The organism is Ruegeria sp. Ofav3-42 (assembly GCF_022347725.1).
In the GTDB taxonomy this organism is placed as follows: Bacteria; Pseudomonadota; Alphaproteobacteria; order Rhodobacterales; family Rhodobacteraceae; genus Ruegeria.
On sequence record NZ_JAKRGB010000008.1, the window covers coordinates 193301 to 208442 of the forward strand.

Genomic DNA, 15142 nt, shown 5'->3' on the forward strand with positions numbered 1-15142 from the left:
ATGCATCGCAGAATTTGGCTGGTCCCGGAGAAATCCGGGTCCAGCCGAACCTGTCTTAGAAAGGGCCTCATGGGTTGGGGCGTTTTCTAAGACGCGGTTCGCGGATCGGGAGGCTGCCTTCGGGACGGTGGCCATGAATTGATCCGGACGTGTCCTCTCGAATGTGCAAGGCGCCGGGGCCCGACGGTGTCTTTGCCCGCTGAGAACATCGAAAGGTGACATCTGACATGGCTCAAACGTTCCTTGGCCAGAAACGTCTTCGTAAATATTACGGCAAAATCCGCGAAGTGCTGGAGATGCCGAACCTCATTGAGGTCCAGAAATCTTCTTATGATTTATTCCTGCGCTCCGGCGATGCAGAGCAGCCAACTGACGGCGAAGGCATCAAAGGCGTGTTCCAGTCGGTTTTCCCGATCAAGGATTTCAACGAAACTTCCGTTCTGGAGTTCGTGAAATACGATCTGGAAAAACCCAAATACGACGTCGAAGAGTGCATGCAGCGCGACATGACCTACAGCGCGCCGCTGAAGGTCACTCTGCGCCTGATCGTGTTTGATGTCGATGAGGATACCGGCGCCAAGTCGGTTAAAGACATCAAAGAGCAGGACGTGTTCATGGGCGACATGCCCCTGATGACGCCGAACGGTACGTTCATCGTGAACGGCACCGAGCGTGTGATCGTGTCCCAGATGCACCGCTCGCCGGGTGTGTTCTTTGACCACGACAAGGGTAAAACCCATTCCTCGGGCAAGCTGCTGTTTGCCTGCCGCATCATCCCGTATCGCGGCAGCTGGCTGGATTTTGAGTTCGACGCCAAGGATATCGTCTACGCCCGTATCGACCGCCGCCGTAAGCTGCCTGTGACCACCCTGCTGTATGCTCTGGGTCTGGACCAGGAAGCGATCATGGACGCCTATTACAACACCGTGTCCTACAAGCTGGACAAGAAGAAAGGCTGGATTGCGCCCTTCTTCCCCGAGCGTGTGCGCGGCACCCGTCCAACCTATGATCTGATCGACGCAAAATCCGGTGAAGTGATTGCCGAAGCGGGCAAAAAGGTCACTCCACGCGCGGTCAAGAAGCTGATTGACGAAGGTGTCGTCACTAACCTGTTGGTTCCCTTCGATCACATCGTCGGCAAGTTTGTCGCCAAGGATATCATCAACGAAGAAACCGGTGCGATCTATGTCGAAGCTGGCGATGAACTGACGCTGGAATATGACAAGGATGGCGACCTGATTGGCGGCACCGTCAAAGAGCTGATCGATGCGGGTATCACCGACATCCCGGTTCTGGACATCGACAACGTCAACGTCGGCCCCTACATGCGCAACACCATGGCGCAGGACAAGAACATGGGCCGCGAAAGTGCGCTGATGGACATCTACCGTGTCATGCGCCCGGGTGAGCCGCCCACCGTCGAAGCGGCCTCGGCCCTGTTCGACACCCTGTTCTTCGACAGCGAGCGTTATGACCTGTCGGCCGTTGGTCGCGTGAAGATGAACATGCGACTGGCTCTGGATGCGCCGGACACCTTGCGCACCTTGCGCCGCGAAGACATCGTGGCGTGCATCAAGGCGCTGGTGGAACTGCGTGACGGCAAGGGCGACATCGACGATATCGACCACCTCGGCAACCGTCGTGTGCGTTCGGTCGGCGAACTGATGGAAAACCAGTACCGCGTTGGCCTGCTGCGCATGGAGCGCGCGATCAAAGAGCGTATGTCGTCTGTCGAGATCGACACCGTTATGCCGCAGGACCTGATCAACGCGAAGCCGGCTGCTGCTGCTGTTCGTGAATTCTTTGGCTCGTCGCAGCTGTCGCAGTTCATGGACCAGACCAACCCGCTGTCGGAAGTCACCCACAAACGCCGTCTCTCGGCGCTTGGCCCGGGTGGTCTGACGCGTGAGCGTGCGGGCTTTGAGGTTCGCGACGTACACCCGACCCACTATGGCCGGATGTGCCCGATTGAAACGCCTGAAGGTCCGAACATCGGTCTGATCAACTCGCTGGCCACCTTCGCCCGCGTGAACAAGTATGGCTTCATCGAAACACCGTACCGTGTCGTCAAAGACGCCGAGGTGACCGATGAGGTTCACTACATGTCCGCGACCGAGGAAATGCGTCACACCGTGGCGCAGGCGAACGCGACTCTGGATGCTGATGGCAAGTTCATCAACGATCTGGTTTCGACCCGTCAGGCCGGTGACTACACTCTGGCTCCGCGCGAGAATGTGGACCTGATCGACGTGTCGCCGAAACAGCTGGTTTCGGTCGCCGCATCGCTGATCCCGTTCCTTGAAAATGACGACGCCAACCGCGCTCTGATGGGCTCGAACATGCAACGTCAGGCGGTTCCGCTGCTGCGGGCCGAGGCACCGCTGGTTGGTACCGGCATCGAGGAAAAGGTTGCGATCGACTCAGGCGCTGCGATTCAGGCGAAACGCGCCGGTATCATCGACCAGGTCGATGCCCAGCGTATCGTTATCCGCGCCACCGAAGATCTGGAACTGGGCGACGCTGGCGTTGACATCTATCGTCTGCGCAAGTTCCAGCGTTCGAACCAGAACACCTGCATCAACCAGCGTCCGCTGATCAAGGTGGGTGACACCGTCCAGAAGGGCGAGGTCATTGCCGATGGTCCGTCGACCGATATGGGTGAACTGGCGCTTGGTAAGAACGTGGTCGTCGCGTTCATGCCGTGGAACGGTTACAACTACGAAGACTCGATCCTGATCTCGGAACGTATCGCGCGTGATGACGTCTTTACCTCGGTCCATATCGAGGAATTCGAAGTCGCCGCCCGTGACACCAAGCTGGGCCCGGAAGAGATCACCCGTGACATCCCGAACGTCGGTGAAGAAGCGCTGCGCAACCTCGACGAGGCCGGCATCGTTTACATCGGTGCGGATGTTGAGCCGGGCGATATTCTGGTCGGCAAAATCACTCCGAAGGGCGAAAGCCCGATGACCCCGGAAGAAAAGCTGCTGCGCGCCATCTTTGGTGAAAAAGCATCTGACGTGCGCGACACCTCGTTGCGCGTGAAGCCGGGCGATTACGGTACGGTCGTCGAGGTCCGGGTCTTCAACCGTCACGGTGTCGAAAAAGACGAGCGTGCGCTGCAGATCGAGCGTGAGGAAGTCGAACGTCTGGCCCGTGACCGGGACGACGAGCTGGCGATCCTGGACCGCAACATCTATGCGCGTCTGCAAGGCCTGATCCTGGGTAAAACCGCCGTCAAAGGCCCGAAAGGCGTCAAGCCGGGTTCGGTGATCACCGAGGACCTGCTGGAAATGCTGACCCGTGGTCAGTGGTGGCAACTGGCGCTGGAAGGCGAGCAGGATGCACAGATCGTCGAGGCTCTGAACGAGCAGTACGAAGTGCAAAAGCGTGCTCTGGACGCCCGTTTCGAGGACAAGGTCGAGAAAGTCCGTCGTGGCGACGACCTGCCGCCGGGTGTGATGAAGATGGTCAAGGTCTTCATCGCCGTGAAGCGTAAGCTGCAGCCGGGCGACAAGATGGCCGGTCGTCACGGGAACAAAGGTGTGATCTCCAAGGTTGTTCCGATGGAAGACATGCCGTTCCTGGCCGATGGTACTCCGGTTGACTTCTGTCTGAACCCGCTGGGCGTGCCTTCGCGTATGAACGTTGGTCAGATCCTTGAAACCCACATGGGTTGGGCCGCGCGCGGTCTGGGTCTGAACATCGACGACGCTCTGGGTGAATACCGCCGCTCTGGCGACCTGACCCCGGTTCGCGAAGCGATGAAGCTGGCCTATGGCGAGAATGTCTACGAAGAAGGCATCACCGGTCTGGACGAGGATGGCCTGATCGAGGCTGCGGGCAACGTGACCCGCGGTGTTCCGATCGCTACTCCGGTCTTCGACGGCGCCAAGGAAGCAGACGTCAACGACGCGCTGGTGCGTGCGGGCTTCTCGGAAAGCGGTCAGTCGGTTCTGTTCGACGGTCGTACCGGTGAGCAGTTTGCACGACCGGTAACCGTGGGCATCAAGTACCTGCTGAAACTGCACCACCTGGTGGACGACAAGATCCACGCGCGTTCGACCGGGCCGTACAGCCTGGTTACCCAGCAGCCGCTGGGTGGTAAGGCGCAGTTCGGTGGTCAGCGCTTTGGTGAGATGGAAGTCTGGGCTCTGGAAGCTTACGGCGCCGCCTACACCCTGCAGGAGATGCTCACCGTGAAATCGGATGACGTCGCCGGCCGGACCAAGGTCTATGAGTCGATCGTCAAGGGCGAGGATAACTTTGAAGCGGGCGTACCGGAATCGTTCAACGTTCTGGTGAAAGAAGTCCGTGGCCTCGGCCTGAATATGGAACTGCTGGATGCGGAGGTTGAGGAGTAATGCGCAATTTCGCGACTATTGGCGCGATGGCATTTTCCTCAGTGTTCGGCACTGTGGCGCTAGCTGATTGTTATGATCAGCTAGTTGCTGTGCAGTGTTATGAAGTATCGAGCCTGAGCCACGGTTCCATAATGACTGTCCAGACATTTGGAACCTACGAGGGGGCATGTCATCCGAGTTGGCCCAAAGAACTCTCAGAGCGAGGGTTGTTTAATCTACGTGCGCTGGCGGATGCCTCTCCCACTTGCAATGTGGGTGGAAGTGAGGTTGCGATCACAGTGACTGAGTATGTGCCTAACAGAGAAGGTGGGTGTGGTGAGGAGTTCGCTTCGGCCGTTGTCTCTGTTGATAGTAATGTCGTCCTGAAGTTCGATAAATTACATGGGGGATGCCCCGGAGAGGTCGACCATTCCGTCTCGATATCGGCGGAAACTCTTTCGATTTGCTCCATTCACCGGCCTCATGCAACAAGCGAAGAAGTTCGCTCAGCAGGCTGCCAGATACAAAATCTTTCGGATCTAACAGCAGGCGTAATTGCGCCCGTCCAAGCAGATTCGAATGTGGGAGATACCTTATGAACCAGGAAATCACCAACAACCCGTTCAACCCGCTGACGCCGCCGAAGGTTTTCGACGAGATCAAGGTCTCGTTGGCGTCGCCCGAACGGATTCTGTCTTGGTCCTATGGCGAGATCAAGAAACCCGAAACCATCAACTACCGGACGTTCAAGCCTGAACGCGACGGTCTGTTCTGCGCGCGTATATTTGGCCCGATCAAAGATTACGAATGTCTGTGCGGCAAATATAAGCGGATGAAGTATCGCGGCGTTGTCTGCGAGAAATGCGGTGTGGAAGTCACTCTGCAAAAAGTCCGTCGTGAGCGTATGGGCCACATCGAACTGGCCGCGCCCGTCGCACATATCTGGTTCCTGAAATCGCTGCCATCCCGCATCGGTCTGATGCTGGACATGACGCTGCGCGATCTGGAACGCGTTCTGTACTTTGAAAACTATGTCGTCATCGAGCCCGGTCTGACCGACCTGACCTACGGCCAGATGTTGACCGAAGAAGAGTACATGGATGCGCAGGATGCCTATGGCATGGACGCGTTCACTGCGAACATCGGTGCCGAAGCCATCCGTGAGATGCTGGCCCAGATCGATCTGGAAGCTGAAGCCGAGCAGCTGCGTGCTGATCTGGCCGAAGCGACCGGCGAGCTGAAGCCCAAGAAGATCATCAAGCGTCTGAAAGTTGTCGAAAGCTTCCTCGAGTCGGGCAACCGGCCTGAGTGGATGGTTATGACCGTGATCCCGGTCATTCCGCCGGAACTGCGTCCGCTGGTTCCGCTGGATGGCGGCCGTTTTGCGACCTCGGATCTGAACGATCTGTATCGCCGCGTCATCAACCGGAACAACCGTCTGAAGCGTCTGATCGAGCTGCGCGCGCCTGACATCATCGTCCGCAACGAAAAGCGGATGCTGCAGGAATCCGTGGACGCTCTGTTCGACAACGGCCGTCGTGGCCGCGTGATCACCGGCGCCAACAAGCGTCCGCTGAAATCGCTGTCGGACATGCTGAAGGGTAAGCAGGGCCGCTTCCGTCAGAACCTTCTGGGTAAGCGCGTCGACTTCTCGGGCCGTTCGGTCATTGTGACCGGTCCGGAACTCAAGCTGCACCAGTGTGGTCTGCCCAAGAAGATGGCGTTGGAGCTGTTCAAGCCGTTCATCTACTCGCGCCTTGAAGCCAAGGGTCTGTCTTCGACCGTGAAACAGGCGAAGAAACTGGTCGAGAAAGAGCGTCCCGAAGTGTGGGATATCCTCGACGAGGTGATCCGCGAACACCCTGTCATGCTGAACCGTGCGCCGACGCTGCACCGTCTTGGCATTCAGGCGTTCGAGCCGGTCCTGATCGAAGGCAAAGCGATCCAGCTGCACCCGCTGGTCTGTTCGGCCTTTAACGCCGACTTCGACGGTGACCAGATGGCCGTGCACGTCCCGCTGAGCCTTGAGGCGCAGTTGGAAGCACGCGTTCTGATGATGTCGACGAACAACGTTCTGTCGCCTGCCAACGGCGCGCCGATCATCGTTCCGTCGCAGGATATGATCCTGGGTCTCTACTATGTGACCCTGGAACGCGAAGGCATGCCGGGCGAAGGCAAGGTGTTTGGTTCTATCGACGAAGTTCAGCACGCGCTGGATTCCGGCGAAGTGCATCTGCACACCAAGATCACCGCGCGGATCACGCAGATCGACGACGAAGGCAACGAAGTTCAGAAGCGTTACGAAACCACTCCGGGCCGTCTGCGCCTGGGTGCGTTGCTGCCGATGAACAACAAGGCACCGTTCGAGCTGGTCAACCGCCTGCTGCGGAAGAAAGAAGTGCAGCAGGTGATCGACACCGTCTACCGTTACTGCGGTCAGAAAGAGTCGGTTATCTTCTGTGACCAGATCATGTCGATGGGCTTCAAAGAGGCGTTCAAGGCGGGCATCTCGTTTGGTAAGGACGACATGGTTATTCCCGACGACAAGTGGGGCATCGTTGATGACACCCGCGGTCAGGTGAAGGACTTTGAACAGCAGTACATGGACGGCCTGATCACTCAGGGCGAAAAGTACAACAAAGTTGTCGATGCCTGGTCGAAGTGTAACGACCGCGTCACCGACGCGATGATGAGCACCATCTCGGACGTCGCCAAGGCCGAAGACGGGTCGGATCAGGAGCCGAACTCGGTCTACATGATGGCCCACTCTGGTGCGCGTGGCTCGGTCACTCAGATGAAACAGCTGGGCGGTATGCGCGGCCTGATGGCCAAGCCGAACGGTGACATCATCGAAACGCCGATCATCTCGAACTTTAAAGAAGGTCTGACCGTTCTCGAGTACTTCAACTCGACCCACGGTGCCCGTAAGGGTCTGTCGGATACCGCTCTGAAGACGGCGAACTCGGGTTACCTGACCCGTCGTCTGGTGGACGTCGCACAGGACTGCATCGTTCGTGAGGTCGATTGTGGCACCGAGCGTGCGATCACAGCGGAAGCTGCGGTTAACGACGGTGAGGTTGTTGCCTCGCTGGCAGAGCGGGTGCTGGGCCGTGTGGCTGCAGACGACGTTCTGCGTCCGGGTACGGAAGAGGTGATCGTGGCCGCTGGTCAGTTGATCGACGAGCGTATGGCAGACACCATCGATGAGGCTGGTGTTGCCTCGATGCGTATTCGCTCGCCTCTGACCTGTGAGTCCGAGGAAGGCGTCTGCGCCACCTGTTACGGTCGTGACCTTGCACGCGGCACCATGGTAAACACGGGTGAGGCTGTTGGCATCATCGCCGCCCAGTCCATCGGTGAACCCGGTACGCAGCTGACGATGCGGACCTTCCACATCGGCGGTGTTGCCCAAGGTGGTCAGCAATCGTTCCAGGAAGCCAGCCAGGACGGTGTCGTTTCGTTCGAGAACCCGCAGATTCTGGTCAATGCCGCGGGTGAAAGCCTGGTCATGGGTAGGAACATGAAGCTGGTGATCAGTGACGAACACGGCGAAGAGCGTGCCAGCCACAAGCTGGGTTACGGCTCCAAGCTGTTCGTCAAGGACGGCACCAAGGTGGCCCGTGGCGACAAGCTGTTCGAATGGGATCCCTACACCCTGCCGATCATCGCCGAAAAAGCCGGTACCGCGAAATACGTTGATCTGGTTTCGGGCATCGCCGTCCGGGACGAGACCGACGATGCGACCGGCATGACCCAGAAGATCGTGATCGATTGGCGCGCCGCCCCCAAAGGCAGCGATCTCAAGCCCGAGATCATTCTGGTCGGTGAAGATGGCGAGCCGGTCCGCAACGATGCGGGCAACCCGGTTCACTATCCGATGTCGGTGGATGCGATCCTGTCGGTCGAAGATGGCCAAACAGTCGAAGCCGGAGACGTTGTCGCGCGTATCCCGCGTGAGGGCGCCAAGACCAAGGACATCACCGGTGGTCTGCCGCGTGTGGCCGAACTGTTCGAAGCCCGTCGTCCGAAAGATCACGCGATCATCGCAGAAGCCGATGGTTACGTGCGCTTTGGCCGGGACTACAAGAACAAGCGCCGCATCAGCATCGAACCGGCTGACGAGTCCATGGAGACCATCGAGTACATGGTACCCAAGGGCAAGCACATCCCGGTCGCCGAAGGGGACTTCATCCAGAAGGGTGAATACCTTATGGACGGTAACCCGGCTCCGCATGACATCCTGTCCATCATGGGTGTCGAAGCGTTGGCGGATTACATGATCGACGAGGTGCAGGACGTCTATCGTCTGCAGGGCGTGAAGATCAACGACAAGCACATCGAGGTCATCGTGCGCCAGATGCTGCAGAAGTGGGAGATCCTGGATTCAGGTGACACCACCCTGCTGAAAGGCGAGCATGTCGACAAGCAGGAGTTCGACGCAGCCAACGAGAAGACCATCGCCCGCGGTGGTCGTCCGGCTCAGGGCGAACCGATCCTCTTGGGGATCACCAAAGCCTCGCTGCAGACGCGTTCGTTCATCTCGGCGGCGTCGTTCCAGGAGACCACTCGTGTGCTGACCGAGGCTTCGGTTCAGGGCAAGAAAGACAAGCTGGTTGGCCTGAAAGAGAACGTCATCGTCGGTCGTCTGATCCCCGCCGGTACCGGCGGAGCAACTCAGGCCGTGCGTCAGGTTGCGCAAGGCCGCGACAACGTCGTGATCGAAGCCCGTCGGGAAGAGGCCGAAGCGGCCGCTGCCCTTGCCGCTCCGGTCATGGATGACGATATCGTGGGTGACGAGCTGGACGTTTTGGTGGAAACACCGGAAAGCCGCGAGTAAGCACCGCAAAATTCAATCGATCAGGCCCCGCAGTTTTGCGGGGCCTTTTCTTTTTTACGCCTGTGGCATTTCTCTAAAAGGCTCGCCAGTATGCGCGTATTCCTAATCGTGCTAAAACAATTCCGGAATGGCCGGGAATGAAGTCATCAAAGGCAATCGACTGTTCTAAGGGGTTTTCGATGCCAACGATCAAAGGTGATTTGATACAACTTGCATTGGACGGTGAGTTTGACGTCATCGTCCATGGTTGCAATTGCTTCCATGCAATGGGCGCCGGGATCGCCAGAGTAATCGCGGCTGAGTTCCCCGATGCGCTGGTGGCCGACAAGCAGACTGAATATGGGGTGCGTTCAAAACTGGGCACTGTTTCAACGGCATCGGTGTCGAGGGGAACAACCAGCTTTGTGATCGTAAACGCCTATACTCAATTCCATTGGGGCGGGCCGGGACGGCTAGTTGATTACGACGCGATCTCAGCCTGTTTCAATATGATTGCGCGCGGGTTTCCAACCGCGCGCATTGGCTATCCGATGATCGGGGCAGGCCTGGCCGGGGGCGATTGGGCCGAGATTGCGCCGCGCATTGACGCAGCCTTGAAGGACATGGATCACAAACTGGTTGTTTTACCGGGCTAAAAAAACTAGCCCGATGCCAGCCCATGGATGTTCATTGACATCCTCTATGGGCTTACGGCCAATGGGCCGAGTTTCTTTTGAGAATTGGAATCTGCGATCATGAACCCGAATGTGAAGGGCGCGCTGCTGATGATGGGCAGTATGGCTGCCTTTACCGTCAATGATGCCCTGATCAAGGCGGCGGGGGCGGAAATGCCGCTGTTTCAGATGGTTGCCCTGCGTGGTGCCCTGGCGACGTTGCTGGTGTTTCTGATGGCGCGTCATCTGGGCGCTCTGCATTTGAATTTTCCGCGCCACGACAAATGGCTGGTGGCGGCGCGCTGCCTTGCCGAGCTTTCGGCCACCTTCTTCTTTCTGACCGCACTTTTGCATATGCCTTTGGCGAACGTGACCGCCGTTTTGCAGGCCCTGCCACTGACAGTGACGCTTGGGGCGGTTCTGTTTTTCGGTGAACACATCGGCTGGCGCAGAATACTGGCAATCGGAATGGGGTTCGCCGGTATGCTGCTAATCGTACGGCCAGGGCCTGACGGGTTCAGCATATATGCAATTTATGCGCTGATCGCCGTGGCCTCGGTGACAGCACGGGATCTGATAACACGGCGCATGTCCGTTCACGTACCATCGCTGGCCGTCACGCTCGCAACATCGCTGTCCATCACATTGGCGGCCGGTGTCGCGACTGCGGCAACCGGTTGGGAGCCGGTTTCCTTAGGCGCGGGCTTGATGGTGTCATCCGCTGCAGTATTCGTGCTGGCCGGATATCTGTGCAGCGTCATGGTCATGCGGGTTGGGGATGTCGGCTTTATCGCCCCTTTCCGCTATTCCAGCCTGATATGGGCGTTGGGTCTGGGTTGGGTCGTGTTCGGCGACTGGCCGGATACGATCACGATGTTCGGTGCAGTTCTGGTCGTCGGGGCAGGGCTGTTCACACTGTTCCGCGAACGTCAGTCTCAACCGGCAGAGTGAACCCGCCGCACGTCGTCCTGTTCAATAGCAAAGCGCGCTATGAACTCTCCCTCTTGTTCCGGGGTGAGCGGAAACAGTTCGGTTTTGCTGGCGCGGGCGTGGGGTGAATCGTTGAAATTGTTCAGGGTCCTGACCCACATCGGCGCGTCGGGATAGCTGATCACGGGCATGAAGCGGCCGATTTTGTGGTGGGTGAAACTCATGATCGTGTGTTTACAGCCGCCGGCGACATACATGCCCAGACCAACGCCTAAAAGCGATCGGAACACTTGGGTGGCGCGTATACCGTCAGGTCCGAACCGCGCCAAGAAACCGCTGTTGAAATCAAGCCCGACTGTTCGATTGTTCTGCGCCAACCCCTTGGCATCACTTGCTGCCACGCGCAGACGTTCGACCAGATCGACCGATACAGCATCGTCGTCGTCATGCCGAAACTGTATGCACGGCTGATCCGGATCGGTACGGGCGCTATGCAGAACCTCTTTGACAACCGGGCGGTGCCGGGCCGGTTCTCGCTTGACTATACGGATCTGCTTGATGTCCAAGGTGAGATCGTGCAGCCGCTCTATAGACTCTTTGGGCAGACACTCTCCGATCAGGACCAACAGCTCAAAGTCTTCGTCGGTCTGTTCCCGAAAGCAGGGCAAGGTGGTCGTTTCGAAAATGCGAAACCGTTCTTCCAGACGGGCAGGGCTATACAGATATTGCCGCCGTTCCTCGACGGTTTCGTGTTCCACCTGATAGCCGCCGATTGCGGGATAGGAAAAGCGGCACAGGCCAATGACTTGCATGTTTCGTCCGTCGCAAAGTTTCACGGCCACTATGCAGATGTCCTCAATGACCCGCAACGGGAGAGACGTTGTGGAACCTGCTGCTGATCTTTGTTAAAACAGCCACATCCGGCTGGCAGGGCAAGCACTGTTGACACCCGGGCCGACTCCCCCTATTACGCGCGACATCTCGGTGCCGGGGGCCGCCCCATAACCGATTCCAGTAATGAACTGGTCAAGGCCCGGACAATTTTGCAGTTCGCGCCCTCTGATAACAAACCGCGACGTTCACCTCGGAATGGGAACGCTCGCGGGTTTTGCGCTTGTGGACGCATGAGTGCAGCGAATTTAACCGCACGCAATGCGCGTGCATGTCATGTGTGTTGCAAAACGGGGAAGAAACCGGAATGCCAACTATTCAACAGCTGATCCGCAAACCGCGGCAGCCCAAAGTAAAACGCTCGAAGTCCATGCACCTGGAGCAGTGCCCGCAGAAACGCGGCGTCTGCACCCGTGTGTACACCACCACGCCGAAGAAGCCGAACTCGGCTATGCGTAAGGTTGCCAAGGTGCGCCTGACCAACGGGTTCGAGGTGATCTCGTACATCCCCGGTGAAAGCCACAACCTGCAGGAACACTCGGTTGTTCTGATCCGTGGCGGCCGTGTAAAAGACCTTCCCGGTGTGCGTTACCACATCCTGCGCGGTGTTCTGGATACTCAGGGCGTCAAAGATCGTAAGCAACGTCGTTCGAAATACGGCGCGAAGCGTCCCAAGTAAGAAGGAGAGGCTGATATGTCACGTCGTCACGCCGCCGAAAAACGCGAAGTCCTGCCTGACGCCAAATTTGGCGACAAGGTACTGACCAAATTCATGAACAACCTGATGATCGACGGCAAGAAGTCGGTCGCAGAGCGCATCGTCTACAACGCGTTTGACCGCGTTGAGACCAAGATCAAGCGCGCTCCTGTCGAAGTGTTCCACGAAGCGCTCGACAACATCAAACCTTCGGTCGAGGTTCGCTCGCGCCGGGTTGGTGGTGCAACCTATCAGGTTCCGGTCGAAGTGCGCCCCGAGCGCCGCGAAGCGCTGGCCATCCGCTGGCTGATCACCGCTGCGCGCGGCCGCAACGAAAACACCATGGAAGAGCGCCTTGCAGGCGAGCTGCTGGACGCCGTTCAGTCCCGCGGCACCGCTGTGAAAAAGCGCGAAGACACCCACAAGATGGCCGAGGCGAACAAAGCCTTCAGCCATTACCGTTGGTAATCCTAGAGGCTTAGACAAATGTCACGCGAATATCCTCTCGAACTGTACCGTAACTTCGGTATCATGGCGCACATCGACGCAGGTAAGACCACCTGCTCGGAGCGTATCCTGTATTACACTGGTAAATCCCACAACATCGGTGAGGTGCACGATGGTGCAGCCACCATGGACTGGATGGAGCAGGAGCAGGAACGCGGCATCACCATCACTTCGGCTGCGACCACCACTTTCTGGGAACGCACCGAAGACGGTCAGACCGCAGAAACTCCCAAGCACCGCCTGAACATCATCGACACCCCCGGCCACGTTGACTTCACCATTGAAGTTGAACGTTCGCTGGCGGTTCTCGACGGAGCAGTCTGCGTTCTGGACGCAAACGCCGGTGTTGAGCCCCAGACCGAAACCGTGTGGCGTCAGGCTGACCGCTACAAGGTTCCGCGTATGGTTTTCGTCAACAAGATGGACAAGATCGGCGCTGACTTCTTCAACTGTGTCAACATGATCGAAGACCGCACCGGCGCACGCGCTGTTCCGGTTGGTATTCCGATCGGCGCCGAGTCCGAGCTGGAAGGCCTGATCGACCTGGTCACCATGGAAGAGTGGCTGTGGCAAGGCGAAGATCTGGGCGCAAGCTGGATCAAAGCTCCGATCCGCGACAGCCTGAAAGACATGGCTGACGAATGGCGCGGCAAGATGATCGAAGCGGCCGTCGAAATGGACGACGACGCGATGATGGAATACCTGGAAGGCAATGAGCCCGACGTTCCGACCCTGCGCGCCCTGCTGCGCAAAGGTACGCTGGAAATCGCGTTCGTTCCGGTTCTGGGTGGTTCGGCGTTCAAGAACAAAGGCGTTCAGCCGCTTCTCAACGCTGTGATCGACTATCTGCCCAGCCCGCTGGACGTTGTTGATTACATGGGCTTCAAGCCCGGCGACGAGGAAGAAGTTCGTGATATCGCACGTCGTGCGGACGACAACATGGCCTTCTCGGGCCTGGCGTTCAAAATCATGAACGACCCCTTCGTTGGCTCGCTGACCTTCACCCGGATCTACTCGGGCACCATGAACAAGGGTGACTCGATCCTGAACTCGACCAAAGGTAAGAAAGAGCGCATCGGTCGTATGATGATGATGCACTCGAACAACCGGGAAGAGATCGAAGAAGCGTTTGCAGGCGACATCATCGCGCTGGCGGGTCTGAAAGACACCACCACCGGTGACACCCTGTGTGACGCGAAGGATCCGGTGGTTCTGGAAACCATGACCTTCCCCGATCCGGTGATCGAGATCGCGGTTGAGCCCAAAACCAAGGGCGACCAGGAAAAGATGTCCCAGGGTCTGGCCCGTCTGGCCGCCGAAGACCCGTCCTTCCGCGTGGAAACTGATCTGGAATCGGGTCAGACCATCATGAAGGGCATGGGCGAACTTCACCTGGACATCCTGGTGGACCGTCTGAAGCGCGAGTTCAAGGTCGAGGCGAACATCGGTGCGCCGCAGGTGGCTTACCGTGAAACCATCTCGATGCCGGTTGAGCACACCTACACCCACAAGAAACAGTCGGGTGGTTCGGGTCAGTTCGCGGAAGTCAAGCTGGAGATCCAGCCGACCGAAGCAGGCGAAGGCTATTCGTTCGAAAGCCGCATCGTTGGTGGTGCTGTTCCGAAGGAATACATCCCGGGTGTTGAAAAAGGCATCAACTCGGTCATGGACAGCGGCCCGCTGGCTGGCTTCCCTGTGATCGACTTCAAGGTTGCCCTGCTGGACGGTAAGTTCCACGACGTTGACTCGAGCGTTCTGGCGTTCGAAATCGCATCGCGGATGTGTATGCGTGAAGGCATGCGCAAAGCTGGCGCGAAACTGCTGGAGCCGATCATGAAGGTCGAAGTGATCACCCCGGAAGAATATACCGGCGGTATCATCGGCGACCTGACCTCGCGTCGGGGCCAGGTGTCTGGACAAGAGCCGCGCGGCAACGCAATCGCGATCGACGCGTTCGTTCCGCTGGCCAACATGTTCGGCTACATCAACACTCTGCGTTCGATGTCGTCGGGCCGTGCCCAGTTCACCATGCAGTTCGACCACTACGATCCGGTTCCGCAGAACATCTCGGACGAGATCCAGGCGAAATACGCATAAGCGAAGATTTGAGGGAGCTCGGTTAACGGGCTCCCTTCATTACCGAAAAAGGAGGCCATCATGGCAAAGGAAAAGTTTGAGCGTACAAAACCGCACGTCAACATCGGCACGATTGGCCACGTTGACCACGGCAAGACCACGCTGACCGCAGCAATCACCAAGTATTTCGGTGACTTCAAAGCGTATG

General features: G+C 58.0%; 9 protein-coding genes. 8 read left to right on the forward strand and 1 reads right to left on the reverse strand.

The annotated features are described in order from the left end of the window. Nucleotides 1-227 precede the first annotated feature (227 nt). The 4 genes from rpoB (at nucleotide 228) to MHN28_RS13920 (ending at nucleotide 10784) form a co-directional block, all read left to right on the forward strand. Nucleotides 228-4364 (forward strand): DNA-directed RNA polymerase subunit beta, encoded by a 4137-nt coding sequence (rpoB, locus tag MHN28_RS13905; protein ID WP_239341787.1) that lies wholly within the window; start codon nucleotides 228-230, stop codon nucleotides 4362-4364. A 574-nt stretch (nucleotides 4365-4938) separates the two neighbouring features. Continuing rightward, the gene (gene rpoC, locus MHN28_RS13910; RefSeq protein WP_239341790.1) at nucleotides 4939-9180 is read left to right on the forward strand and encodes a DNA-directed RNA polymerase subunit beta'; all 4242 of its coding nucleotides are present in this window, start codon (nucleotides 4939-4941) and stop codon (nucleotides 9178-9180) included. Between the two features lie 179 nt (nucleotides 9181-9359). Further along, nucleotides 9360-9815, forward strand: a complete 456-nt coding sequence (locus MHN28_RS13915) for a macro domain-containing protein (protein ID WP_239341810.1) — start codon at nucleotides 9360-9362, stop codon at nucleotides 9813-9815. Between the two features lie 99 nt (nucleotides 9816-9914). After that, on the forward strand, nucleotides 9915-10784 hold the full coding sequence (locus MHN28_RS13920; protein ID WP_239341813.1) for a DMT family transporter: 870 nt from the start codon (nucleotides 9915-9917) through the stop codon (nucleotides 10782-10784). Here the strand turns inward: MHN28_RS13920 and MHN28_RS13925 are convergent. Next, a complete protein-coding gene (locus MHN28_RS13925) occupies nucleotides 10769-11575 on the reverse strand; it encodes a putative rhamnosyl transferase (RefSeq protein ID WP_239341816.1) in 807 nt (268 codons plus the stop codon). The genes MHN28_RS13920 and MHN28_RS13925 overlap by 16 nt on opposite strands. 386 nt (nucleotides 11576-11961) lie before the next feature. Here MHN28_RS13925 and rpsL point away from each other — a divergent pair, with 386 nt between their 5' ends. The 4 genes from rpsL to MHN28_RS13945 form a co-directional block, all read left to right on the forward strand. After that, entirely contained in the window at nucleotides 11962-12333 is a 372-nt protein-coding gene (gene rpsL / locus MHN28_RS13930) for a 30S ribosomal protein S12 (protein WP_005621086.1), read from the forward strand. A 15-nt stretch (nucleotides 12334-12348) separates the two neighbouring features. Continuing rightward, nucleotides 12349-12819, forward strand: a complete 471-nt coding sequence (rpsG, locus tag MHN28_RS13935) for a 30S ribosomal protein S7 (protein WP_170446863.1) — start codon at nucleotides 12349-12351, stop codon at nucleotides 12817-12819. A gap of 18 nt (nucleotides 12820-12837) precedes the next feature. Beyond that, a complete protein-coding gene (gene fusA, locus MHN28_RS13940) occupies nucleotides 12838-14955 on the forward strand; it encodes an elongation factor G (RefSeq protein WP_239341819.1) in 2118 nt (705 codons plus the stop codon). 60 nt (nucleotides 14956-15015) lie between these two features. After that, on the forward strand, nucleotides 15016-15142 hold a 127-nt coding region (locus MHN28_RS13945; RefSeq protein WP_231739787.1), incomplete at its 3' end, for a GTP-binding protein.

What these genes read in the sequence shown, in the direction of transcription:
- rpoB (WP_239341787.1), top strand. Translation starts at nt 228, where the DNA reads ATGGCTCAAACGTTCCTTGGCCAGAAACGTCTTCGTAAATATTACGGC.
- rpoC (WP_239341790.1), top strand. Translation starts at nt 4,939, where the DNA reads ATGAACCAGGAAATCACCAACAACCCGTTCAACCCGCTGACGCCGCCG.
- MHN28_RS13915 (WP_239341810.1), top strand. Translation starts at nt 9,360, where the DNA reads ATGCCAACGATCAAAGGTGATTTGATACAACTTGCATTGGACGGTGAG.
- MHN28_RS13920 (WP_239341813.1), top strand. Translation starts at nt 9,915, where the DNA reads ATGAACCCGAATGTGAAGGGCGCGCTGCTGATGATGGGCAGTATGGCT.
- MHN28_RS13925 (WP_239341816.1), bottom strand. Translation starts at nt 11,575, where the DNA reads ATGCAAGTCATTGGCCTGTGCCGCTTTTCCTATCCCGCAATCGGCGGC.
- rpsL (WP_005621086.1), top strand. Translation starts at nt 11,962, where the DNA reads ATGCCAACTATTCAACAGCTGATCCGCAAACCGCGGCAGCCCAAAGTA.
- rpsG (WP_170446863.1), top strand. Translation starts at nt 12,349, where the DNA reads ATGTCACGTCGTCACGCCGCCGAAAAACGCGAAGTCCTGCCTGACGCC.
- fusA (WP_239341819.1), top strand. Translation starts at nt 12,838, where the DNA reads ATGTCACGCGAATATCCTCTCGAACTGTACCGTAACTTCGGTATCATG.